The 24524-nt window shown below is 28.8% G+C and carries 23 protein-coding genes and 1 pseudogene; 16 read left to right on the forward strand and 8 right to left on the reverse strand.

Annotated features, from left to right (window positions below):
* Positions 1 to 47: 47 nt before the first annotated feature.
* The 4 genes and pseudogenes from ACMFBB_RS06450 to holA form a co-directional block, all read right to left on the reverse strand.
* On the reverse strand, positions 48 to 1679 hold the full coding sequence (locus ACMFBB_RS06450; protein WP_435263624.1) for an ABC-F family ATP-binding cassette domain-containing protein: 1632 nt from the start codon (positions 1677 to 1679) through the stop codon (positions 48 to 50).
* A gap of 630 nt (positions 1680 to 2309) precedes the next feature.
* Complete coding sequence (locus ACMFBB_RS06455) at positions 2310 to 5024, reverse strand: carboxypeptidase regulatory-like domain-containing protein (protein ID WP_435263625.1); 2715 nt, start codon at positions 5022 to 5024, stop codon at positions 2310 to 2312.
* 42 nt (positions 5025 to 5066) lie between these two features.
* Positions 5067 to 5873: a GLPGLI family protein gene (locus ACMFBB_RS06460; protein WP_435263626.1), complete on the reverse strand. Its 807-nt coding sequence runs from the start codon at positions 5871 to 5873 to the stop codon at positions 5067 to 5069.
* Between the two features lie 541 nt (positions 5874 to 6414).
* Positions 6415 to 7420 (reverse strand): annotated as a pseudogene (holA, locus tag ACMFBB_RS06465) (DNA polymerase III subunit delta).
* Positions 7421 to 7476: 56 nt separating this feature from the next.
* On the opposite strand from holA, the gene ACMFBB_RS06470 reads away from it, so the two are divergent.
* The 3 genes from ACMFBB_RS06470 to ACMFBB_RS06480 all read left to right on the forward strand — a co-directional run bounded on the left by ACMFBB_RS06470 (position 7477) and on the right by ACMFBB_RS06480 (position 9563).
* Complete coding sequence (locus tag ACMFBB_RS06470; RefSeq protein WP_435263627.1) at positions 7477 to 7920, forward strand: type I restriction enzyme HsdR N-terminal domain-containing protein; 444 nt, start codon at positions 7477 to 7479, stop codon at positions 7918 to 7920.
* Positions 7921 to 8280: 360 nt separating this feature from the next.
* Positions 8281 to 8403 carry a hypothetical protein gene (locus ACMFBB_RS06475; RefSeq protein WP_435263628.1) on the forward strand — a complete coding sequence of 41 codons (123 nt, stop codon included), beginning with the start codon at positions 8281 to 8283 and terminating at the stop codon, positions 8401 to 8403.
* A 161-nt stretch (positions 8404 to 8564) separates the two neighbouring features.
* On the forward strand, positions 8565 to 9563 hold the full coding sequence (locus tag ACMFBB_RS06480) for a glycosyltransferase family 2 protein (protein WP_435263629.1): 999 nt from the start codon (positions 8565 to 8567) through the stop codon (positions 9561 to 9563).
* Between the two features lie 4 nt (positions 9564 to 9567).
* On the opposite strand, the gene ACMFBB_RS06485 is transcribed toward ACMFBB_RS06480, so the two are convergent.
* Positions 9568 to 10188, reverse strand: a complete 621-nt coding sequence (locus ACMFBB_RS06485) for an L-threonylcarbamoyladenylate synthase (RefSeq protein WP_435263630.1) — start codon at positions 10186 to 10188, stop codon at positions 9568 to 9570.
* A 227-nt stretch (positions 10189 to 10415) separates the two neighbouring features.
* Positions 10416 to 10907 carry an IS1096 element passenger TnpR family protein gene (locus tag ACMFBB_RS06490; protein ID WP_435263631.1) on the reverse strand — a complete coding sequence of 164 codons (492 nt, stop codon included), beginning with the start codon at positions 10905 to 10907 and terminating at the stop codon, positions 10416 to 10418.
* A gap of 63 nt (positions 10908 to 10970) precedes the next feature.
* Here ACMFBB_RS06490 and ACMFBB_RS06495 point away from each other — a divergent pair, with 63 nt between their 5' ends.
* From ACMFBB_RS06495 to ACMFBB_RS06505, 3 genes are read left to right on the forward strand one after another with little or no spacing between them, the layout of a single operon-like run.
* Positions 10971 to 11402, forward strand: a complete 432-nt coding sequence (locus tag ACMFBB_RS06495) for a PaaI family thioesterase (RefSeq protein WP_435264276.1) — start codon at positions 10971 to 10973, stop codon at positions 11400 to 11402.
* Entirely contained in the window at positions 11389 to 12240 is an 852-nt protein-coding gene (locus tag ACMFBB_RS06500) for an alpha/beta fold hydrolase (protein WP_435263632.1), read from the forward strand. Before ACMFBB_RS06495 ends, ACMFBB_RS06500 begins: the two co-directional genes overlap by 14 nt.
* Positions 12237 to 13274 carry a chorismate-binding protein gene (locus ACMFBB_RS06505; protein ID WP_435263633.1) on the forward strand — a complete coding sequence of 346 codons (1038 nt, stop codon included), beginning with the start codon at positions 12237 to 12239 and terminating at the stop codon, positions 13272 to 13274. Before ACMFBB_RS06500 ends, ACMFBB_RS06505 begins: the two co-directional genes overlap by 4 nt.
* Before the next feature lie 129 nt (positions 13275 to 13403).
* Here ACMFBB_RS06505 and ACMFBB_RS06510 read toward each other — a convergent pair whose 3' ends face one another.
* Entirely contained in the window at positions 13404 to 13766 is a 363-nt protein-coding gene (locus ACMFBB_RS06510) for a PUR family DNA/RNA-binding protein (protein WP_435263634.1), read from the reverse strand.
* Positions 13767 to 13847: 81 nt separating this feature from the next.
* The gene (locus ACMFBB_RS06515; protein WP_435263635.1) at positions 13848 to 15602 is read right to left on the reverse strand and encodes an ABC transporter ATP-binding protein; all 1755 of its coding nucleotides are present in this window, start codon (positions 15600 to 15602) and stop codon (positions 13848 to 13850) included.
* Positions 15603 to 15765: 163 nt separating this feature from the next.
* Here ACMFBB_RS06515 and ACMFBB_RS06520 point away from each other — a divergent pair, with 163 nt between their 5' ends.
* The 10 genes from ACMFBB_RS06520 (at position 15766) to ACMFBB_RS06565 (ending at position 24524) form a co-directional block, all read left to right on the forward strand.
* Positions 15766 to 16866, forward strand: coding sequence for a Glu/Leu/Phe/Val family dehydrogenase (locus ACMFBB_RS06520; RefSeq protein WP_435263636.1), 1101 nt, complete (start codon positions 15766 to 15768; stop codon positions 16864 to 16866).
* A gap of 76 nt (positions 16867 to 16942) precedes the next feature.
* Positions 16943 to 17881 (forward strand): transcription antitermination factor NusB, encoded by a 939-nt coding sequence (gene nusB / locus ACMFBB_RS06525; protein ID WP_435263637.1) that lies wholly within the window; start codon positions 16943 to 16945, stop codon positions 17879 to 17881.
* Between the two features lie 35 nt (positions 17882 to 17916).
* Positions 17917 to 18378: a DUF1573 domain-containing protein gene (locus ACMFBB_RS06530; RefSeq protein ID WP_435263638.1), complete on the forward strand. Its 462-nt coding sequence runs from the start codon at positions 17917 to 17919 to the stop codon at positions 18376 to 18378.
* Between the two features lie 7 nt (positions 18379 to 18385).
* Positions 18386 to 18706: a preprotein translocase subunit YajC gene (gene yajC / locus ACMFBB_RS06535; RefSeq protein ID WP_435263639.1), complete on the forward strand. Its 321-nt coding sequence runs from the start codon at positions 18386 to 18388 to the stop codon at positions 18704 to 18706.
* A gap of 206 nt (positions 18707 to 18912) precedes the next feature.
* Positions 18913 to 19695 (forward strand): CdaR family protein, encoded by a 783-nt coding sequence (locus ACMFBB_RS06540; RefSeq protein ID WP_435263640.1) that lies wholly within the window; start codon positions 18913 to 18915, stop codon positions 19693 to 19695.
* Complete coding sequence (gene coaE / locus ACMFBB_RS06545; protein WP_435263641.1) at positions 19695 to 20282, forward strand: dephospho-CoA kinase; 588 nt, start codon at positions 19695 to 19697, stop codon at positions 20280 to 20282. The genes ACMFBB_RS06540 and coaE overlap by 1 nt, the downstream gene beginning before the upstream one ends.
* 109 nt (positions 20283 to 20391) lie before the next feature.
* Positions 20392 to 21954 (forward strand): sensor histidine kinase, encoded by a 1563-nt coding sequence (locus ACMFBB_RS06550; protein WP_435263642.1) that lies wholly within the window; start codon positions 20392 to 20394, stop codon positions 21952 to 21954.
* A 14-nt stretch (positions 21955 to 21968) separates the two neighbouring features.
* Positions 21969 to 22667 (forward strand): response regulator transcription factor, encoded by a 699-nt coding sequence (locus ACMFBB_RS06555; protein WP_435263643.1) that lies wholly within the window; start codon positions 21969 to 21971, stop codon positions 22665 to 22667.
* A 111-nt stretch (positions 22668 to 22778) separates the two neighbouring features.
* Positions 22779 to 23675 carry an ABC transporter ATP-binding protein gene (locus ACMFBB_RS06560; RefSeq protein ID WP_435263644.1) on the forward strand — a complete coding sequence of 299 codons (897 nt, stop codon included), beginning with the start codon at positions 22779 to 22781 and terminating at the stop codon, positions 23673 to 23675.
* Positions 23676 to 23687: 12 nt separating this feature from the next.
* The gene (locus tag ACMFBB_RS06565; protein WP_435263645.1) at positions 23688 to 24524 is read left to right on the forward strand and encodes an ABC transporter permease; all 837 of its coding nucleotides are present in this window, start codon (positions 23688 to 23690) and stop codon (positions 24522 to 24524) included.

The following is a 24524-nucleotide window of genomic DNA, read 5'->3' on the forward strand; positions in this document are numbered from 1 at the left end:
TTTACTCAACAAATAATCTGTGTACAAGCATTAAAAGAGATTTACTTTTATAAATCAATCTCTTTTAATGCTTTGATATTATTACGTTCTAAAAAAGCATCAATTGTTTCAAAATGTTCAATAACACGTTGGTCTTTAAATTCAAATACTTTCTGGGATAAACCTTGTAAAAAATCACGGTCATGAGATACCAATATTAGTGTTCCATCAAAATGTAACAGTGCTTCCTTAATTACATCTTTTGAGCGTAAATCTAAATGATTTGTTGGTTCATCTAAAATTAAAACATTTACTGGTTCTAACAGTAATTTAACCATTGCCAAACGTGTTTTTTCTCCACCAGAAAGTACTTTTACTTTCTTATCAATATCCTCTCCACTAAACATAAAACGACCAAGAATGTTTTTAATTTGTGTTCGAACATCTCCTTCAGCAACTTCGTCTACAGTTTGGAAAACAGTTAACTCTGAGTCTAGTAATGAAGCTTGATTTTGTGCAAAGTAGCCGACTTTAGCGTTATGTCCCAATCCACACTCACCTTCAAAATCAATTTCTCCCATAATTGCTTTTATCATGGTTGACTTCCCTTCTCCGTTTCTACCAACAAACGATACTTTCTCTCCACGAGCAATTGAAAAACTTGCTTCTTTAAAAACTGTTAAATCACCATATTTTTTTGTTAAGTCTTCAACTTTTACTGGATAATCTCCAGAACGTGGTGATGGGGGAAATCGAAGTTTTAAAGAAGTCGTATCTACCTCATCTATCTCAATAGGAATAATTTTTTCTAGCATTCGTTCACGTGATGCTACTTGATTAGTTTTCGAATAGGTTCCTTTAAAGCGCTCTATAAAACCTTTTATGTCAGCAATCGTTTTTTGTTGCTCTTGATAAGCTTTTAACTGATGTGACCTTCGTTCTTTTCGTAACTCTAAATAGTGAGAATAATTTGCTTTGTAGTCATGAATAGTTCCCATGGTAACCTCAATGGTTCTATTAGTAATGTTATCAATAAACGCTTTATCGTGTGATATTACTACAACCGCTTTTGCTTTATTTAACAAAAAATTTTCTAACCAAATTACTGATTCAATATCTACATGATTGGTAGGCTCATCTAATAAAATTAAATCAGGTTTTTGTAATAAAATTTTGGCCAACTCAATACGCATTCGCCATCCTCCACTAAATTCAGAGGTTAACCTTTCAAAATCATCTTTTTTAAACCCTAATCCTTTTAGCGCTTTTTCAACCTCAGCTTCGTAATTTATTTCTTCTAAAGCATAATAACTTTCTCCTAAATCAGAAACACGTTCAATAATTTTCATGTACTCCTCCGACTCATAATCTGTACGGGTTTCTAATTGCTTGTTAAGCAATTCCATTTCATTTTTCATTGCAAAAATTGCTTCAAATGCCTTGGATGCTTCTTCACGTACAGTACATTTATCTTCCATTAACAAATGCTGCGGTAAATATGCAATTACTGTATCTTTAGGGCTTCTTACTGCTCCTTTTGTAGCCTTAGATACTCCTGCTATAATTTTCATCATGGTAGATTTTCCTGCACCATTTTTACCCATTAAGGCAATTTTGTCATTTTCGTTAATAACAAAAGACACATCACTAAACAGGGGTTTTCCACTAAATTCAACCGTCAATTGATCTACAGTAATCATACATTATTCATTTTGAATGGCGAAAATACTAATTTTGTTGATGTATATTTTGATTATTTAATAGGCTTTATATTACTAGAGTTTTAAAGAAACTACTTTGTTCTACATAAATTTTAATTTACATAGCTACAATACAATCTAAAAAACACTTTAAATAACTAATTAATAAATACAATTTAATTCTATTTATTTTCGAATTAGTTGTACATTGTAACACATCTAACTCTCTTATAAAGAAATAGTTTTTATCTGATTTTTAGTTATAAATACTATAAAATCAGTTTTTTAATTTTCTTAATACTTGGTAATTATTGCTTCAAATGATCAATTTATTTTTCCAAAACTCAACCACTAATCTTCTTTATTCAAACGAGTTATCTCTTGAGATAAATTCAATTCCAAACCTTTCTAATTTAAAATTAATATTAGAAATTTCTATTATTCGATCTGAACCACTGTCTGCTACAAACAATCTCATTTATTTTGTAATAAAAAATGATAAACTCAGTGGAAAAGTTAAACACCTAATTGTTACTCATTTTAAAAATCATAAAAAATATCGATTTTATTAGATGTAACATTTTTGGGTCTTTACATTGATTCTTTCTAAAAAAATGTTACCATTAATAGTTATAAAGTATATACAAACCTAAAAGTAATAAAACGAGGTTGAATAAATGCTTCTGAACTAAATACAGAAAAATAATTTGCACTGCTTCTTACCTGTGAGTCAATATTTAATAAATTAGTAGCTTTAATTTCATACTCCCATTTTGCGTCTCTATTTTTTCTATATGAAAGTGTTGCATCCCAATTTTGAAAAGACTGTGATTCTCCATTTCCTAGGTCTTGATTGGTATATGAATATTCGGTTCTAAAAGAAACTGCTTTCCATATATAAGCGTCAAATTCAATTGAGGGTGCATTCGTTAAAAAAGTTGTTTTACGATTTCCTTGATTATTTGTTGAAACGCTATAACGATATCTTAAACTTATATTAGGTGCTTTCAAATAATTTGTACGAATGCTAGGAGTATAACTTTGAGTGTATCTTTCATTTAATGATTGAACCCCCTCAATAAACTGATTTATTTTACTGTAATTAAAACTAGTACTTAAACTTGCTCTTATTTTACCAAATGTTCTTTGTACCCTTCCGAATACATTAACATTTTCATCTGCAAAATTAGAATTAAAAAATGTACTGGTTCTAATTACATTTTCAAAATCTGTTATACTTCTTACTTGATCAATGTTACTTGAATAAGCAGCCCTAGCAAATACATTTGTGTAGTTAAATAAGTTAAAACTACTGTAAAAAAGACTAATATTATGGGATAAAGCATTTTGAAGTTCAGGAGCTCCAAATTGAATACTGTTATAGCTATTCAACATCAATCCTTCAGCCAAACGAGTTACATCAGTAAACTGGTTTCTCATTTCATAGCGTAAAGTTAAAGCCTCGCTTTTCTTAAATTGTATTCTAGTTTCAAAATCAGGTAAAATTCTAAAAAAATTATCTTCATATACTTTTCCAAACTGCATATTTTTATTTCCATAAGCATGAAGAGAAAAACCAGGAGTAACTGTAAACTTCCCTTTTTTAAAGCGGTAGTGTACCCCTAAATACACATCACTAAAATTATATTCAATATCATTACCTAACTTTCCTTGATTAATTGTTGGTGTAGGATTAAACTTAGTCCCATCATTTAAAAACTGAAAAACGGTTGAATTAAACTCTTGTTTACTTAAGATAGTTCCTAGTGTTAAATTCAAGTTACTTTTAGCATTAATAATATTATAATAATCTAACTTAGCATCTAATTGGTTAGATTTTATTCGCCTATCCTGAGCAAAATTATAACTACTCACCGAAGTATCTAAACCTAAGGCGTTAGCAGTTGTATCAAATGGATCACTAGCATTAGGGTCATTTTCTAAAACAGCATTGTAAAATGGATCTTCATTTTTGATTAAATGTTGCGCTTCGAATGCAAAAATATTAGTTTCATTTAATGTATAGTAATAGTTTATATTTTGATTAATGCTATATGGAGTAACTTCATCTATTTGATTTGTACTACCAACCACAGTAGAAAATATATTTTGATTTTGCCTATCATTAGATACTCTTCCTATGACATCATAATCTAATTGATTATTAACATTAGGTTTATAAGAAGCACTTAGCTTTAATAAACCTTGATTTGAACGTTCAGTACTATTTTGTTCGGTTGCTTCATCTGGAATTCCCAAATCTTTGTTAGTATATTGAACAAAACTTATTTCTTTAGAAAGTATTTGACTGCTATTATAAATGAGGAATCCACTTAAATCTAATGATTTTTTGGGTGAATAACTAAAGTTAGCCGTTGCTAATTTATTTTCAATCTTTAGAGCATTCGCTTGAGTGGTTAAAAAGTTAAGACTATTATCTCCTAAATTTATAGTTGTTCCGCTACTTCTACTTGGAGCTCTAAAACCTCCTCCAAAGCCCCTAATATCTCTTCTATTTAGTGCTACCTCTCCGATATTATTTATATCTCCTATAAAATTGATACTGTATTTAGGTGTATAATAAAACAATTTAGGCTGAACTAAATAGAGTTCTTCTACAGGAGCAGTTCCCGCTCCTACTGTCACATTCCCAAACCAAAAATTTTCTTTTCCTTTTTTTAACTTGATATTTAAAGCTACATTGTCTTGATTATTCCTTACGCTACTCAACTGACCAACCTCTGCATAATTACGTAACACTTGAATTTTATCTATCGCTTTTGAAGGTATATTCTTAGTAGCTAGTTTGGTATCACCATCAAAAAAATCTTTCCCATTTACCATTAATTTATTTACTACTTTTCCTTCTACCTCTATTTGTCCTTCTTCATTTATTTCTACCCCAGGTAACTTTTCTAGAACATCTTCTAATTTTCTTTCTGTTCCACTTTTAAAAGAATCTGCATTATAAATTAATGTATCTCCCTTTATGGTTACTGGCATTTCATATGTTACCTCTACTTCATCTAATGCATTATCTAACTGTAAGGTGAAATTTTTTATAATTTTACTTTCTTTAGTTATTAAAACTTCTTCTAAAGTTTTCATTCCTACATAACTTACTTGGACTTTATATGTTTGATTCTTTTTGAGTTCTAATTTATAGGTACCATCAGTATTAGTAATTCCGTAAGATTCTAATAAATTTGTAGTTTTGTTTATAGCAATTACATTTGCTAATTCTAAAGGGGTATTCAAACTATCTTTTACAATTCCTTGAAAACTTATTTGCGCAAAGGAGTTGATTAGTGTGAATAAGAACACTAAACTTAATGCTTTTTTCATGACTTGAGATGAATTATAATTTATAAAAAGATTTGAAAAAAACTACCTTCTTCTTCTTCCTCTGTTATTTCTCATTTCAATCATTTTCCCTTTAATAGTTTGTTGGTATTCAACCTTTGTTATCTCTTTCCCTTTCTCAGGAGCTTCAATAACTATTTCTTCTTTGGGGTTTAGAACTACTTTAGAACATAACATGATAGTATTCCCAGCTCCTACCTCAAGTATAAGTCCTGGCAAACCCCAATATTCAGCAGGTCCGTGACTAACAGGAATTTGAGGTGTATACCAAGCTTCTACATCTGTCATTTTTACTGTTTCCTCTTTATCTTTACTTTGTCTTAAATCACTCCAAGAAAAATTATACCATGTTAATTCTGATGTTGGTATAGAAGCTGTAGCCTTAAAACATAAATACTTTCCTATTTTTTTCGACTCCTTTCCTATTTTCCACTTAATAACTTGTAGTTTATCTTTCACTAAAAACTTTTTTCCATAAAACTCTTGGCTTTGAACTAAAGTATTTTCTTTGACATTTTTATACTGTTCTCCTTGTGCAAAGTTTTTCCCCCAAGAATCAGTAGCTCCAGAAATCGCGTCTAATTTGTCTTCTTCTTTAAAATAAGATTCTTTTTTATTAAAATTCAATACATATGTTTTTTCTAATCTATTCTTTAATCGTGCTTGAATTTGCTTTTTCTGAGCTTCGCTCATTCTTGCTCCCCAGCTCCCCAGTTCCATTTTAGATTTTGAAAAATATATTGCTTTACCAGTAAACTCTTTTGCTGTTGGTTTAAAAGATACTAGAATAAAAAAAACAAGAAAACTTAATTTATAAAGAATTGATTTCATAATAGGTGTTAGCTTTAATTTTTGTTTAACAAATATACATAAAGATTAAACACACGGCCGTTTCTTGTAAAAATTTTAACATTTTAAAATTTTTAAAAAAAACTATTAATCAATGTTTTATGAATGTTTATCGAGTCTTAACATCTAAAAAAAGGGACTAGAAGATAAACAAAATTATGTTAAAATTATTTGAATTCGCTTAAATTTTGATGCTTACTCTACTCAAAAGCAAACAAAAATCAATGAAAATGTTCTTAAAACTTTGATAAGCTTTACCAACAAAACCAAATCAGATAAAACATGAATATATTTTTTATATGGGTTTAAAAAAAATAGTTCTTACTTCTGCTACTTCATATTTTATAAAATAGAAGCAAACGAATCCACCAATAATAAAATAAAACGTATCCGAAATCTAGTTTGATTTAATAATAAAGTTTTTTTAATAGCTTTTCATTTCCAGAAATAAATATTTTTAATCTATTTTCAGAAAAATCTAAATCTTCAAACTCTCTTAATAAAATAGTAGTAGTATTTATTTTTAATGCAAAATTTTAAATAATAATTCTTTTAAAATATCTGATTGTGGTGTTCCGTTAGCTCCTACTCCTTTACTTTTTACATCAGCCTCTCTTAATAACCCTATTATTTGCGATACTTTGCGCATAGGGTAATTTCTTCCTGCTGTTGCATAGTCATCAACAAAGTAAGGGTTTACTCCCAAAGTTTTAGCTACCGACCCTTTAGATTTATCTTTTAATCCATGATACATAAGCATTTGGGTAAAAAAACTATTTAATAATGAAATAGTCATTACCAAAGGATTATTCTTAGGGTTTTGTGCGAAATAATTAATAATCCTATTTGCTTTAACCACATCTTTTTGACCAACTGCTTTTCTTAATTCAAAATTATTAAAGTCTTTTGAAAATACCAATATTCTCTTCTACATGTGATGGAGTTACAATTGTATTAGCTGGTAAAACAGAAGTTAATTTATCTAACTCATTACTTATTTTACTTAAATCGGTACCTAAAAACTCAACTAACATTTGCGATGCTTTAGGCTCAATATTATATTTTCTACCACCTAAAACTTTACGAATCCAATCGGAAACTTGGTTTTCATATAACTTCTTACTCTCGAATATCAGTCCATTTTTAGCTATTGCTTTGTATGCTTTTTTACGCTTATCAAGTTTCTTGTATTTGTAATTAAAAACTAATACAGTAGTTGGCTGTGGATTACTAGCGTAACTTTCAATTTTATCAATAGTTCTGCTTAAATCTTGCGCTTCTTTTACAATAATAACCTGACGATCTGCCATCATAGGGTATCGTTTAGCAGAGGATACTATTTCATCTATAGAAACATCTCTCCCATACATTACTACTTGATTAAACCCTTTTTCAGATTCATCCAAAACATTTTTTTCAATGTATTCAGAAATTTTATCAATATAATACGGCTCTTCTCCCATTAAAAAATAAATAGGTTTAATAGTTCCGTTCTTTATATCATTAACTATATGTGTTACGTCGTTCATTTAAAATAAGTAAACAATTGAAAATTAAATACTGAAAGTTTTTATATTTTTGACTAATGCAAAAATTGAATTTACCTACATATCCTTTAAAGCTCAAAAGTAACGAAAATAAGACGCTTATTTTTGATAGTTTGCGAAAAAAATACATAGTCTTAACTCCTGAGGAATGGGTTCGTCAACATTTTGTACATTTTTTAATTAATGTAAAAAAATACCCGACAACATTAATTGCAATTGAAAAACAACTTACTGTTAACAATTTAAAAAAACGTACTGATATTGTGGTTTTTTCTCCTAACGGAACTCCTAATATTATTGTAGAGTGCAAAGCACCTCAAGTAAAAATAACACAAGCTACTTTTGATCAAATTGCACGTTATAACTTAAAATTAAATGCTAAGTTTTTAATTGTCACCAATGGATTAGAGCATTTTTATTGCATGTTGGATACCAAAAATGAACGTTATATCTTTCTAAAAGATATTCCTTCATATAAATAATAGTATTCTCAATGACCTTTAACTTAAGAACTGAATTAGTATCTATAGTTGAAAATGATCCTGGATGCTTAACATTTTAAAATAGTTAGAAATTTAACTGACTGTTAGATTGGTGATAGTTTTGTGAAAAAATATGGTATTATAAACACAACGAAAAAAGATCTTAATTAAATGAGATTGATTTTATTTATTATCTAAAAATTATGATTTCATTATTGAAACAAAATTAAAAAGTACAAATTCAACCTCAAAGTGGTCAGCAAAAAATCAATTTGAAATACATACTAGAAATGGGCATCCTCCTCATAAAACGATGAACATTCAATTTAATTTTGGTCAGAAACTGCTAACTCAATCGCCATGTTCATATATACTAATAATAAATTTGAATACATTGGACCATATGGTTTAGATGATTTATTTAACCATATAGTTAAGCCAACTCCTAATTTTAATTTAATCAGTTTCATAGAAAAAGAGTAAATGAAAAGCCCTGGAAAAAAAGGCTTCTTTTTATCTTTTTGTAACTATACAGTATAGTTTTTATTCTTCTTTTCAAAAACAATATTTGATGTTGTGAGAATAGATTCAAATTAACAAATTATTACCTTTTAAAACCACATTAAAAGTGTAAGTTTGCGAACTTGAAAACTGCAATAGTCATATTAAATTGGAATGGTGAAAAGCTTTTAGAGCAGTTTTTACCATCTGTCGTAAATTTTAGCAAAAATGAAGCTGAAGTTTACGTAGCTGATAACGCTTCTACTGATGATTCTCTTCAATACATCCAAACTCATTTTCCGTCAGTAAAAATTGTTAAAAATGCAACTAATGGTGGCTATGCTAAAGGCTATAACGATGCCTTAAATTTTATAGATGCTGATATTTATTGTCTATTAAATTCCGACATAGAGGTTACTAAAAACTGGCTTAGTCCTATTTTAGAAGTTTTTAAAAATGAACAAAATACAGCTATCATCCAACCTAAACTACTCGATTTTAAAGACAAAACTAAATTTGAATACGCTGGTGCAGGTGGTGGTTTTATTGATTTATTTGGATATCCATATTGTCGAGGACGTGTTTTTAATTGTTTGGAAACCGATACAGGACAATTTAACGATATCACTTCAATATTCTGGGCTTCAGGAGCGTGCCTATTTATTCGTTCTTCAGTATACCATAACTTAAACGGTTTTGACGAAGATTATTTTGCACATCAAGAAGAAATTGATTTGTGTTGGCGTGCTCAAAATGAAGGTTATCAAGTAAAATATGTTGGCCTTTCAACGGTTTATCATGTTGGAGGAGCAACTTTACAAGAGAGCAATCCTCAAAAAACATTTTTAAACTTTAGGAATAGTTTGCTAAACGTTGTTAAAAATGTACCCAAACAATGGTTTTTATTTGTTGTTTTTTCTCGTTTAGTTTTAGATGGAATAGCAGGACTTAAATTTCTTTTAGAGTTAAGACCAATACATACCTGGGCTATTTTAAAAGCTCATTTTAGTTTTTATGCTAACTTTTTTAAATTTCTGGGAAAAAGACGTGCACTTCAAAAGAAATCAAACTATAAGCTCCATACTTCTATCGTTTGGCAACATTTTGGATTAGGTAGAAAACAATTTAAAGATTTGCGTTAAGCTATTACAAAATATCTAAACTTCCTTTACCTTCTCTTATTACCTCAGGATAATCATCAGTTAAATCTATCACTGTCGAAGCATAATTATCACCAAAACCTCCATCTACAACAACATCAACAATATTTTGCCATTTTTCAAAAATTAACTCTGGATCAGTTGTATATTCTATAATTTCATCTTCATCATGAATCGAAGTAGAAACAATTGGATTCCCAAGAGCTTCAACAATAGCTCTTGCTATCGTATTATTAGGAACTCGAATTCCTACCGTTTTTCGTTTTTTAAATACTTTAGGCAACGAATTACTTCCTGGTAAGATAAAAGTATAAGGCCCTGGTAATGCTCTTTTCAATATTTTATAAGTAGGTGTATTAATTTGCTTTACATAATCAGACAAATGACTTAAATCATTACATATAAAAGAAAAATTAGCTTTTTCTAATTTCACACCTTTAATTTTAGCAATTTTTTCTAAAGCTTTTGTATTGGTTATGTCACAACCTAACCCATAAACGGTATCGGTTGGATAAATTATTATCCCTCCATTTTGTAAAACTTTTACAACCTTGTTAATTTCTTTCGAATTTGGATTTTCGTTGTATAACTTTATAAACTGTGCCATACTATAAAGATAGCATTTTATACCTAAATCTAAATATTTTCATTTAAATAAAATACTATTAATGGTAGTTATTGTTTGAATTCACTATAAAATAAATAGTATAATTTGCTACACTAAATTAATTTTTAATAATATACATTTTAAACACAAAACAGTAATCCCTTTATTTACTAGTAAATAAAGGGATTACTGTTTTATATTTTTAATACTTAGTTATTCACTAAAACTTAATAAGTGTCAAAATCAAAATCATCTAAACTTTCAAACTCATCTTTAAAGTCGTCATTCAAACTTTGATTAACATCCTCTGCTTTAAATTCTTTATCTGGAGCCTCAGTTGGAACTTCGCCTACAGACAATATCACTTTACTTTCAGAAATATTTTCATCAGTTTGGTCTATTAATTCAATATAGAAAGTCCACATATGTAAAAAGTCATACACATAAATAAGCTTGTCATTTGTATTCCGTAACGTTTCGTGAACCATACAAATTGCCATTGACAAACCTTCTCCAGCCTCTGCCATATTAAACAATGGTATTTCCTCCCCTTGATTCCACTCTTCATCTGTACGATAAAAAGAAGCCATTTCTTGACCATCAAAACCAAATGCTTTAGCTACTGAAAAATGTAATTCTTCCAAAGACTTCTTTTCATCAATCAACAAAGTTCTTATTACATCTTCTTGTGTATCTAATATTGCACGTACTTTATACATTCTCTTGTTTTTTATTGGATACAAAAATACGTATTTTTGACTGATTTTACTCTAGCATTTATTATGGATAAGCAACAAACTCTCGATAAACTAAATAGTTTTAACAAAAATACCTTAATGGAAACTTTAAGTATTGAGTTCATAAACGTAGGTGATGATTTTTTAACTGCAAAAATGCCTGTAAATCATAAAGTTCATCAACCCTATGGTATTTTACATGGGGGTGCTACTGCTGCTTTAGCTGAAACTGTAGGTAGCTGTGCTTCTGGCTTTCTATTTATTGATACTGAAACACACATTGCTAAAGGGCTAGAACTTAGTATTAACCATATTAAAAGTAAAAAGGAAGGAGTTGTTTTTGCTACTGCAAAACCTATTCATAGAGGAAAAACTACTCATTTATGGGAAGTTACAATTGTTGATGAAGATGATACCCTAATTTCAATTTGTAAAATCACTAATATTATTTTAGCCAAAAATAATGGAAAGAGTTAAAAAAATTCTTAAAGTAGTAAGTATCACATTTTGTTTTCTTATAATAGGAATCTATGCCCTTTTTGTTTATTTTTCTTCTCCTTATTCTGATAGAGATTTACTAGAAAAATTTGATAAATTTCCTCAAAAACCAACTATAGAATATCAAAAATTTAAAAACTTTAATTATAGAACTCTAAAAATTATTAAAGACACTAGTTTACCTACCTTAGTTTTTATTCATGGGACTATTGGATCTTGCAGTAATTTTATTAAATATATGTCTGACGATGAATTACTGCAAAAATTTAATATGATAGCTTATGATCGAATTGGTTACAACTATAACGAAAAACATCATGTACAAGAAAGCATTTCTTTTGAAAAAAGCTTAGTTGAAGATTTGATTAAAAACATTCCTTCAGAAAAAATAATACTTGTTGGTTATTCGTATGGAGGTCCTATAGCCTTGGCTGTAAAAAAGAAACTTAATAAAATTATACTAATAGCTCCCGCTGTATACAGTAAGGTAGAACCTATACCTTGGGTTTTAAATTTTTACAAGTGGAAATTAACCAGGTGGTTAGTTCCTAAAATATGGAAAGAAGCTTCTAAAGAAAAAATTTCACATATTAAAGATTTACAAAACTTTGAACAAAACTGGAAATCAACGACTAACAATGTTACTTGTATTCATGGCAATGCTGATTGGATTGTTCCATACAGCAATTCAGAATTTTTACAAGATCAATTTCCGAAAGAACAATTTGAATTAATTACAATTCAAAATGCTGGTCATGATTTAGTGTGGAGTGAATTTCCTAGTATCAAGCAACAACTTTTAAATCAATCAAATTGAGTATATTTAACCGAATTGAAAATTCTTTTGAAGAGGGGCTTCCATTTGTTTCCTATAGAAAACCCAATAGTAAAAAAATTCATGCATTTTTTCAGCATGACACAACTGTAAACACTATTGAAGAGTATTCTAAAAGTGGATTTGTATTCGCTCCTTTTAATGATAAGGATAGTGCTATTTTTATACCTAGAAATAAAGCTACTTATCTTGAAGAAGAGTTACCTTCTTTTACTATAAACTTACATGAAAAGAATGCTTCAATAGACTATTCTTCTGAAAAGAAACATATTGATTTAGTAAAAAAAGGCATCAATGCTATTCATGAAAATAACTTTAAAAAAGTTGTTTTATCAAGAAAAGAACTTGTTGAATTATCAGATTTTGATCATTTATCTGTTTTCAGAAACTTACTAGCTACCTACTCCAATGCAATGGTATATATATGGTTCCATCCAAAAATTGGTTTATGGCTTGGAGCTACCCCTGAAACACTTGTAAAAATAAACGGTAATTCTTTTGAAACAATGTCACTTGCTGGTACTCAAACTTACCAAAAAAGCACAATTGCTAAATGGACTCAAAAAGAAATTAATGAACAACAATTTGTTACTGATTATATAGTAGAAAAGTTGGAACCAATATGTAATAGTCTAAAAACAGGTAAAACAGAAACCATAAAAGCAGGAAGTTTATTACATTTAAAAACTAAAATAGAGGGAGTTATTAAAGTTAAAAGCTCTCAACTTATAGCTGCTTTACATCCAACTCCTGCCGTTTGTGGACTTCCAAAAGAAGAATCAAAAAACTTTATTCTAAAAAATGAACTGTATAAACGTACGTTTTATACAGGTTTTCTTGGGGAACTTAATGGCACTGATAAAAAAACTCAGCTTTTTGTTAATTTACGTTGTATGGAAATTACAAACAACAAGGCTGTTATTTATGTAGGAGGAGGAATTACTAAAGATAGTATTCCTGAAAAAGAATGGGAAGAAACTGTAGCTAAAGCTATGATTATGAGAAAAATGCTATAAAAAACCACCAAAATAACTTATGTTATTGGTGGTCTTATTGTGTAAATTGAATTTGAATTGAAATTTTAAAGCGTACCATTAAACAGAAAAGTATTTTCTGAAAATACCACACTAAAGTAACTCCAGTACTTATATGTCTTCGAAAGAAACGTCTGTAAAACTATCGGTTGATGTTTCAGCTACAGTTTCAGTTTCTTCTTTTTTGTAGTCTTTTTGATGACGCTCACTGATAACTTCTTCTCCTTTTTCTTTTACTATATAGTCAGTAGCTTTATCTAACATTTCTCTAAAGTCAGAAAAATCTTCTTTGTATAAATAAATCTTATGTTTTTGGTAATGAAAAGAACCATCATCATGGGTAAACTTCTTACTCTCAGTAATAGTTAGATAGTAATCATCTGCTTTTGTAGACCTAACATCAAAAAAATAGGTTCTTCTTCCAGCTCTTAAAACTTGTGAAAATATTTCTTCTTGTTCAACTCTCTCGCTCATAATTCTTGTCTTAGGTAATAGTTGTTTGTTTAAATTTGCTCAACAAATCTAACAAAATATTTTAGGTAACAATACGAAACCTTACATTTCTTTTTCTAAAAGTTGTTGATTGTACAATTCTTTGTAGTATCCTTCCTCTTCTATTAACTGATTATGAACTCCTTGTTGTACTATCTCCCCTTGATCTAAAACAATGATTTTATCTGCATTTTTGGCTGAAGAAACCCTATGGCTTATAATAAATGTTGTTTTATTTTTTGAAACTCTTTCTAAATTTGTTAGAATTTTTTCCTCTGTTTCAGTATCTACGGCTGACAAGCAATCATCAAAAATTAAAATCTTTGGACTTTTTATAATAGCTCTAGCTATTGAAGTTCTTTGCTTTTGACCTCCCGATAATGTAACACCACGTTCTCCTAAAACAGTTTTGTATCCATTTTTAAAGCCTATTATATTATCATGAATTACCGCATTTTGCGCAGCAGTAATTATTTCCTCTTGGCTTGCATCTTCTTTTCCAAACTTTATGTTATTTTCTATTGTATCAGAAAATAAGAAAGGATCTTGGGGTACAAAACCTATTTGATTTCTTATGTCATACAAATTACTCTCTTGCACATTAACATCATCTATCAATACTTTACCAACAGAAGGATCATACAACCTAGAAATCAAATTTACTATGGTAGATTTCCCACTACCTGTTTTTCCTAAAATCGCTATTGTTTCCCCTTGATTAACAGTAAAGCTTATATCTTTTAATGCAGTGATATTAGTATCTTCATATGTTAGTGTAACATTTTTAAATGATACCTTTCCGTTTACTTCAGTGTTGAATTTTGTCGTATTCTTTATTTCTGGAACTTGTTCTAAAAATTCATTTATTCTTTGCTGAGAAGTTTCAGCTTGCTGAACTATTGATGTAACCCATCCAACAATTGCAACTGGCCACGTTAGTATGTTTACATATAAAAAAAACTCAGCTATTACTCCAATCTGAACTTCTCCATTTATATATTGTTGTCCACCAACATACAATACTATAATATTACTTACCCCTATTAACAAAATCATTAAAGGGAAAAATAAGGCTTGAATTTTATGCAATTCAATATTCTTTTCTTTACTAACATCCGCTAAAGTATCAAAGCTAGTTATCACAGCTTTCTCTATTGCATACGACTTAACTACATTAATTCCTGAAAAAAACTCTTGATTAAAAGTAGTTAATTTAGATAGATACTTTTGTACAATGGCACTTTTTTTATTGATTTGTCTACTTAACACGAAAATTGAAATCGATAAAATAGGAAAAGGTATTAAAGTATACATTGTTAATGTAGCATCAATTTGTATCATTTGTGTAAAACCAACTATAAACAATACAATCATATTTATTGAGTACATAATCGCAGGACCAAAATACATTCGTACTTTAGAAACATCCTCACTTATCCTGTTCATTAAATCCCCAGTTCTATTCTTCTTGTAAAAATTAATTGATAGGTGTTGATATTGTTTATATATCTCATTTTTCAAATCAAACTCAATTAACCTAGACATTACAATAATTGTTTGCCTCATTAAAAATGTAAAAAAACCAGCAATTAATGTTACTAAAATTATGAAAAGTACATTAAAAAGCAACTCTTTTTTTACAACTGATAAATCTTTAATATCTCCATTTATATAATTCTCTACAACATTTAATGAATCTCTGATTATTGCAGGAATTCTCAACGCTAAAAGTTTAGACAACACCGTAATAACGATACCAGCTAATAACCTCCATTTATATTTTATAAAATATTTATTTAAGTACTGTAATGCTTTCAATGTTACTTTAAATTTTAAAATAAAAACTCAACTAAAAACCCTGCCAATTGTTAAAGATAATACAATTATGAGGTGTTTTTTTGATTATGTTTTAACGATTTCATACTTTTGCCTTCTAATTTTTTGAGATTAGTAAAATAAGCTCAAATCTAAAAAATACTAAATGACATCAGAAATCATTGATTATAAGGACCTTAAAAACGACCCTGTATTTGGTCAATTATCTTTTGACAACCACGAGCAAATCGTTTTTTGCAACGACGAAGATACAGGTTTAAAAGCAATAATTGGTATTCATAATACAACTTTAGGACCTGCTCTTGGAGGTACTAGAATGTGGCAATACAAAAGTGAATGGGAAGCTCTAAATGATGTATTGCGTTTATCTCGTGGTATGACTTTTAAATCTGCCATAACTGGATTAAACCTTGGTGGTGGAAAGGCTGTTATAATTGGTGATGCTAAAACCCAAAAGAACGATCACTTAATGCGTAAGTTTGGTGAATTCGTTAACTCTCTAAGTGGAAAGTACATCACTGCTGAAGATGTAGGAATGGAAACTCGCGATATGGATATCATTCGTGAAGTTACACCTCACGTAACAGGTGTTTCGGAATCTATAGGTGGATCTGGAAATCCATCACCAGTTACTGCTTATGGTGTTTACATGGGTATGAAAGCCGCTGCTAAATATAAATTTGGTTCAGATAATTTAGAAGGTAAAAAAGTATTAGTTCAGGGAGTTGGTCATGTTGGAGAAACGTTGGTTAAACATATTACTGACGAGGGAGCAAAAGTAATTTTAAATGATATTAGCGAATCACGACTAGAAGAATTGAGCAAAAAATACAATGCTAATGTAGTTTTAGGAAATGACATTTATGGCTTAGATATTGATATTTATGCACCATGTGCATTAGGTGCTACTTTAAATAATGATACCATTAATCAATTACAAGCTAAAGTTATTGCAGGTGCTGCCAATAACCAGCTTGCTAACGAAATTAAGCATGGTAAATTATTACAAGAAAAAGGAATTGCATATGCGCCTGACTTTTTAATTAATGCTGGTGGTATTATTAATGTTTATGCTGAAGTAGCTGGCTATGGTAAAGATGAAAGTTTAAAAAGAACCGAAAATATTTACAATACAACATTAGAAATCTTTGATTTAGCACAAAAAGAAAACATAACTACTCATAGAGCTGCTTTAAATATTGCGCAAGCAAGAATTAATACTCGTAAAAAAGAGCAAAATAGTTAGATACAAAAAATAAAAGTTTTACTTTTGCAGAGCGTTAGAAATTAATCTATCGCTCTTTTTTTTAAAGTTCTTTAAAATGATAAATAGAAGACATATTCGAGTTAAAGTGATGCAATCTGTTTATGCTATGCAGCAATCAAACAGTGATGATTTAATTAGAGAAGAAAAATTTTTAAAACATAGTATTCAAAAAATGTTTGATTTATATGTTTTAAATCTTCAATTACTTATTGAAGTACAAAAGTTAGCTCGAAAAAGAATTGAACTTTCAAAAAAGAAAATCTTAGCTACAAAAGAAGATTTAAATCCTAACAAAAAATTTATTAATAACAGACTCATAAACTTGCTTTCAGAAAGCGTTAGTTTAGATAGTTATATTGAATTGAACAATTTAAATTACTGGGATTTAGATGACAAATATGTGCAAATAATATTTGATGAACTAGTAGCTAGTGAATTGTATTCAAAATACATGGATACAATTGAAGATTCATATAATGTTGATCGTAGCTTTGTTATTAGTTTTTTTAGAGAAATAATAGCTCCAAACGAAAAGATAGCTGACTATTTTGAAGACAAAATGATTTCTTGGGTAGATGACATGCCTTTTGTTAATACTTGGGTACTAAAAACGCTAAACAAACAAAGTGTTAAAAACCCATTTATTCTAGGAAGTCTTTATAAAGATAATGATGACAAGCAGTTTGTTGCTGATCTTTTTAACAAAACAATATTGAATCATCATAAATATGAAGATCAAATAAAAGAAAAAACGCCTAATTGGGAAACAGATAGAATAGCTGATATTGACATGATTTTAATCAAAATGGCAATCACTGAATTTTTACATTTCCCTTCAATTCCTAGTAGAGTTACGATTAATGAATTTATAGAGTTAGCTAAAGACTATTCTACAAACAAAAGTGGTTATTTTGTTAATGGTGTTCTAGACAAGTTAGCTAAAGATTATCTAGCTTCTAATGCCATGGTAAAAATAGGTAGAGGTTTGTTATAATAAATTAGTATTTTTACACTAAATAATTTTAAAAAATGAAAAAAACAATATTAACCTTGGCTGTTGCAGTTTCTACATGCTTTTTAGTTTCATGTGGAGAAGGGAATGCAAAATCAAAAATTAAAAAAGAAAATATAGCTACTGCCCTTAAAAGAGATAATGATATTAGCAAGGGAGCTCCAATTGCTAAATTTGATAAAGAAGTTTATGACTTTGGTAAAGTAGCTGAAGGAGACATTGTTGAAACTACTTTTGTCATTACAAACACTGGGAAATCTGATTTAGTAATTACAGATGCCAAAGCTACTTGTGGCTGTACCGTTCCAATATGGCCAAAAGAAGCTATTGCTCCAGGTAAGACTGCAGATATTAAAGTAAGCTTTAATACTAACGGAAAACCAAATAAACAATCAAAATCTGTTACGTTATCCACTAACACAGAAAATGGAAGAGAAATAATCAAAATATCGGGAATGGTAGTTCCTAAAGAAAAATAAAACAACTATGTTAACACAAATATTTTTTTTGCAAGCTGGCAATTTCGACATAAAACAACTAGCTTTCCCTCTTTTACTTATTGGTGTTTTATATTTTTTCATGATACGCCCACAAATGGCACGTCAAAAGAAAGAAAAGAAATTCCAAGTTTCTATCCAAAAAGGAACTAAAGTGGTAACCTCAAGTGGAATTCACGGTAAGATTGCTGAAATTAATGAGAAAGACAATACGGTATCCATTGAAACTGGAGCTGGAAAAATAAAATTTGAGCGATCAGCAATATCTTTAGAGCTAAGCAAGAAATATAGCACTGAAGTAAAAAAATAACACTGTTTTTTTTAAGTGAGCTTTTAAGCTCACTTTTTCTTTATTAATCTATTTTTATAGTGAAAAAGGCTTTTAATATACCCAAATCGTTTATAGGATTCCTAATAGCTTCCCTACTATTTTGGTTATTAATAAACCTTTCTAAAGAATATTCAACTGAATCTACTTTTCTTGTCAAATACAAGAATTTAGAACTTAACAAAACAATGCTTAATTCTCCTGAAAAGAGTATTGATTTCAACATTAAAGGCAGTGGTTTTAAACTAATAACAACTCGTTTTTCAAAAAAAACTATAATATTAGATTTAAAAAAAATTTATAAAAAAACAGGAGAAAACTATTTTCTTCTGACTAAAAACCACTATCCTGAAATACAAAAACAGTTAAAATCTGGAATCAAGCTATTGGCCATTCTACAGGATACGATTCATTTCAAAATAAGCCAATTAAGTTCAAAAAAAGTACCTATTAAAGTAAATTCAAATATTACTTACAAAAAAGGGTTTGATTTAAATACTCCGATTAAAGTTACTCCGGATTCTATTCTTTTATCTGGAACAAGTAAAAACTTAAATACTATTAATAGTATTTATACAGAAAAAATAGATCTAATAAATATTTCAGAGAGCACTACTAAAGAATTAAAATTAATTATTCCTCAAAGGATTAGAGTTACAAACAAAAAAACCTCAATAAGCTTAGACGTTGACAAATTTACTGAAGGTGAAATAGAAATACCAATTAACATCAAAAATCCACCTAAAAAAGAAAGTATAAATATTTTCCCAAAAACAGTTATGATAACTTATAAAGTAGGCTTAAAAAATTTTAACAGAATTAATGCGAGCTCTTTTGATGTTTTTTGTGATTACAAACAAACAAAAAAAAATAACCTATCATATTTAGTTCCTCATTTGAATGTAAAAACTAATTTAGTTTCTTCAGTGAGGATGATTCCAAATAAAATAGATTTTTTAATATACAAATAATGGTTATAGGACTCACAGGAGGCATAGGTAGTGGTAAATCAACCGTTGCAAAATTATTTTCTAAATTTAACAACATTATCATATACAATGCTGATTTAGAAGCTAAAAAATTAATGAATACTTCTACAGAAATAAAAAACAAGCTTATCAAAGAGTTTTCAGAAGAAGTATACCAGAACAATCAACTAAACAGGCCTTTTCTTGCCAACATTGTTTTTAATAATAATAAAAAGTTAAACGAACTCAATAGTATCGTTCACCCAGTTGTTTACAAACATCTAAATGACTTTATACAAAAAAACACCAACAAAGACATTGTTTATGAAAATGCAATTTTATTTGAAAATAAAAGCAACTTATTTTGTGATAAAATAATTACTGTTACTGCTCCAACAAAAACTAGAATTCAACGAGTTATAAAAAGAGATAATAGCACCTATAAAGATGTTGAAAAAAGAATAAATAATCAATGGAAAGATTCAAAAAAAATCATGCAATCAAATTACGTTATCAATAACTTATGTATCAGTGATACTGAGAAAGAAATTTCAAGGATTCATAATTTTTTAACAAACACAAAGTATTAACTTAGATTTTTTCACTGTTTTTTCTTAAATTTTTCTTAAATTTAAGAAATGTTTGTTAATCTAAGTTAAAAGAAAATTACACTTCATTTTATTAATTTATTTTTGACTGATGGGTAAAAAAATTTTTATTCTTATTGTTGTTTTAATGAGTATCTCTTTGATAGGAATTATATCAGTCCAAGTTTACTGGATAAAAGATGCTCTTAAGAATAAACAACAACAATTTGAAAACGATGTAACGATTTCTTTGGCAAGAACATCTGAACGCATAAAAGAACGTGAAGAAAATGAAGCTTATAATGAATATAGTGAATTTTTAGAAACGGATAGATTTAGAACAGATGCAGAGGTAAAAAACTTCCTTTTCAAACAAATTGACACAACAGGTAATAAAAGTTTTATTTTCGGAACTTATGTTGAAGAAAATTACAAAATACCTACTGGATTTTCTGTAAATGATTCTACTCTTATAAAAAAAATAACTGGAAAACAAGATTTTTTATATGTTGAATCGACAGGGTCAAAAAATGATTTTAAAAGGAATTACAATGAAAAACGTTTTTCAACCTACAAGAGATATGATAAATGGGATAGATTACAACTTTCTGAAATGCTTAAAGAAAGAAAGCGCCTCTACCCTATTCATAAAAGAATTAGTAATAAAGAACTAAATAACACATTAAAAGAAGAATTAAGTAAGCGAAATATAGTACAGAATTTCAAATACGGAGTTTACGAAGCTGGATTCGCAACTCCTTTAAAATCGGGATATTTTAACATACAACCAGATGAAAATTTCTACTACCCCCTTTTAGAAGATGAAAATGGGAACAGCATATACAAACTATATATAAAGTTTCCTGATAAAAGAAAAAACATGTTATCAGGCATGATGAAGATATTAATGTTATCATTATTGTTTATTGGTATAATTATTGCGGCATTTTCAACTTCGTTATATCAATTAGTAAGACAGAAAAAGATTTCAGAAATAAAAACTGATTTTATAAATAATATGACTCATGAATTTAAAACCCCTATTGCGACTATTAATTTAGCTTTAGACGCCATTAAAAACCCAAAAATCATCAACGATGAAAGTAAGGTTAAGAGGTACGTACAAATGATTCGTGATGAGAACAAACGTATGCATGGACAAGTTGAAAATGTATTAAGAATTTCAAGATTAGAAAAAAATCAGTTAGATATTAGTAAGGATGCTGTTGACATTCACGACATTATAGAAGAAGCTATTGAACACATACAATTATTAGTTAATAGTAAAGACGGAGTAGTTAAAACACATTTCAAAGCTATATCAACTGAAGTTTTAGGAAATCAATTTCATTTAACAAATGTATTGGTCAATATGCTTGAAAACGCAGTTAAATATTCAGAAAATTCACCAAAAATCGATGTATTTACTGAAAGTACAAATAAATATTTTATTTTAAAGATAAAAGATGAAGGAATTGGGATGAGCAAAAATGCTCAAAAATATGTTTTCGATAAATTTTATAGAGAGCATAAAGGAAATATTCACAATGTAAAAGGGCACGGTTTAGGATTAGCTTATGTTAAAGAGATAATCGATAGCCATCAAGGAACCGTTTATGTTGAGAGTGAAAAAAGTAAAGGAAGTACATTTACAGTAAAATTACCATTAATATAAAATGAAAGGATACAATGGGAAGTAAAAAAATACTATTAGTTGAAGACGATCCAAATTTTGGTACCGTTCTTAAAGATTATTTAGCCCTTAACGATTACAATGTAACACACGCTAAGGATGGAATTGATGGATTAATAATGTTTAAAAATGCAGAATATGATTTATGTATTTTAGATGTAATGATGCCTAGAAAAGATGGTTTTTCTTTAGCAGAAGATATTCGTTCAACGAATAAAGAAATTCCTATTATTTTTTTAACAGCAAAAACATTAAAAGAAGATGTTTTAAGGGGTTATCAAGTGGGGGCTGATGATTACTTAAACAAACCTTTTGATTCAGAAGTTTTATTACATAAAATTAAGGCTATTCTCCAGCGTAAAGAAAATGAAAAGTCTACTGAAAGCGAAGAATTTGAATTCAAAATAGGAAACTTTGACTTTAACTCAAAGCTTCGTCATTTAATCTTTAATCAAGGGGAAGCTCAAAAGCTATCACCAAAAGAGAGCAAACTTCTTAGAATGTTAGCTATTCATAAAAATGATTTAATGCCTAGAGAATTAGCTTTAACAAAAATATGGAGGGATGATAATTATTTTACATCAAGAAGTATGGATGTATATATAGCTAAACTTAGAAAGTATTTAAAAAGTGATGAACACGTTGAAATACTTAACATTCATGGTGAAGGTTTTAGGTTAATAGATAAATCATAAATTTTCTCTAAGAAAATAACAAAAGCTTCCTTATATTTAGGAAGCTTTTTTATTTGTAACAAAAAACAAAAATAATCGTCATATAATTATCACTAACAAAAACCAAACAATTTGGAAACCATCTTATCTATTAAAGACCTAAACAAAAATTACGGAAAAATACAAGCCGTTAAAAATTTATCTTTTGATATAATAAAAGGTAACATTTATGGTATTTTAGGTCCAAACGGGAGCGGAAAATCAACTACTTTGGGTATTATATTAAATGTAGTAAATAAAACTTCAGGAAACTTTAGTTGGTTTAATGGTAATATTTCAACACACCAAGCTTTAAAAAAAGTTGGAGCTATCATAGAGCGCCCAAATTTTTACCCTTATATGAGTGCTCGCCAAAATTTACAATTGATATGCCAAATAAAGGGAGTGGCTTATGACAAAATAGATGATACGCTAGAAATTGTAAATTTATTAGAAAGAAAAGATGATAAATTTAGAACATATTCATTAGGAATGAAGCAACGTTTAGCTATAGCTTCAGCCCTATTAAATAATCCTGAAATATTAATCTTAGATGAACCTACTAATGGTTTAGACCCTCAAGGAATCCATGAAATTCGACAAATAATTAAAAAAATAGCCGAAAACGGTACTACCATTTTACTTGCATCTCACCTTCTTGATGAAGTTGAAAAAGTATGTACACATGTTATTGTACTGCAAAAAGGGGAAAAATTGTATAGCGGAAGAGTTGAAACTATGATTGCTTCCAATGGTATTATAGAAATTAAAACAGAAGAAAATATTGAAAACACCATCAATGTTCTAAAAAACTATCAAGAAACTGCAAGTGTTAATGTAGATGGAGATTTAATTATTGTTCAATTAGAAAACGATATTTCTTCAGCTACTTTAAATAAATATTTGTTTGAAAACAACATTATAATATCTCACTTAGTAAAACGTAAACCTAGTTTAGAACAACAATTTTTAGATCTAACCAACAACTAAATCTCTTTATATATGTTTCGTCTTTTAAACATTGAATTCCATAAATTAAAACATAACAAAGCCAGTAGAGCATTATCTATTATCTATTTTGGTTTATTAACATCTATTGCTTTAATAGCTGCCATTAAATTTAAAATTGGAACATTTGAGCTTCATTTAGCTGAGCAAGGAATTTTTAACTTCCCATATATTTGGCATTTTAATACTTTCACAGCTTCTATATTCAAATTTTTTCTCTTATTAGTTATTGTTTCAATGATGGCTAATGAATATAGCTATAAAACATTAAAACAAAATCTCATAGATGGCCTAAGTAAAAAAGAGTTTATTCTTTCTAAATTTTATGCTGTTGTTGCTTTTGCATTTATTTCTACTATTTTTGTTTTTGTAGTTTCAATTGTTTTAGGGTTAATTTATTCTGACTTTAATGAACTTTCAATTATATTTTCTGATTTAGAATACCTAATCGCTTTCTTTGTAAAATTGGTTGGCTTTTTCTCATTTGGTTTATTTCTAGGTATTTTAATAAAAAAATCCGCTTTTGCTGTTGGAGCAATGATTGTTTGGTATTTAATAGAGTGGTTAATTTATGGAATTTTAGGTTGGAAAGTTGTCTCTAATTGGGATACCGCGCAAAATATTAAAAATTTATTACCATTAGAATCTATGCAAAACCTTATCATTGAGCCTGGCTCAAGATTAGGTGCCGTAAAGTCTATTGCCAGTCAAATAGGACAAAGTTTCACAAAAGACTACTCTGTAAGCTTTACAAATATTTTAATAGTACTGGTATGGAGTGCTATTTTTATATATGCGTCGTTCATTTTACTAAAAAAACGCGATTTGTAG

The sequence above is a fragment of the Tenacibaculum sp. nBUS_03 genome, from assembly GCF_051201695.1.
Lineage (GTDB): Bacteria > Bacteroidota > Bacteroidia > Flavobacteriales > Flavobacteriaceae > Polaribacter.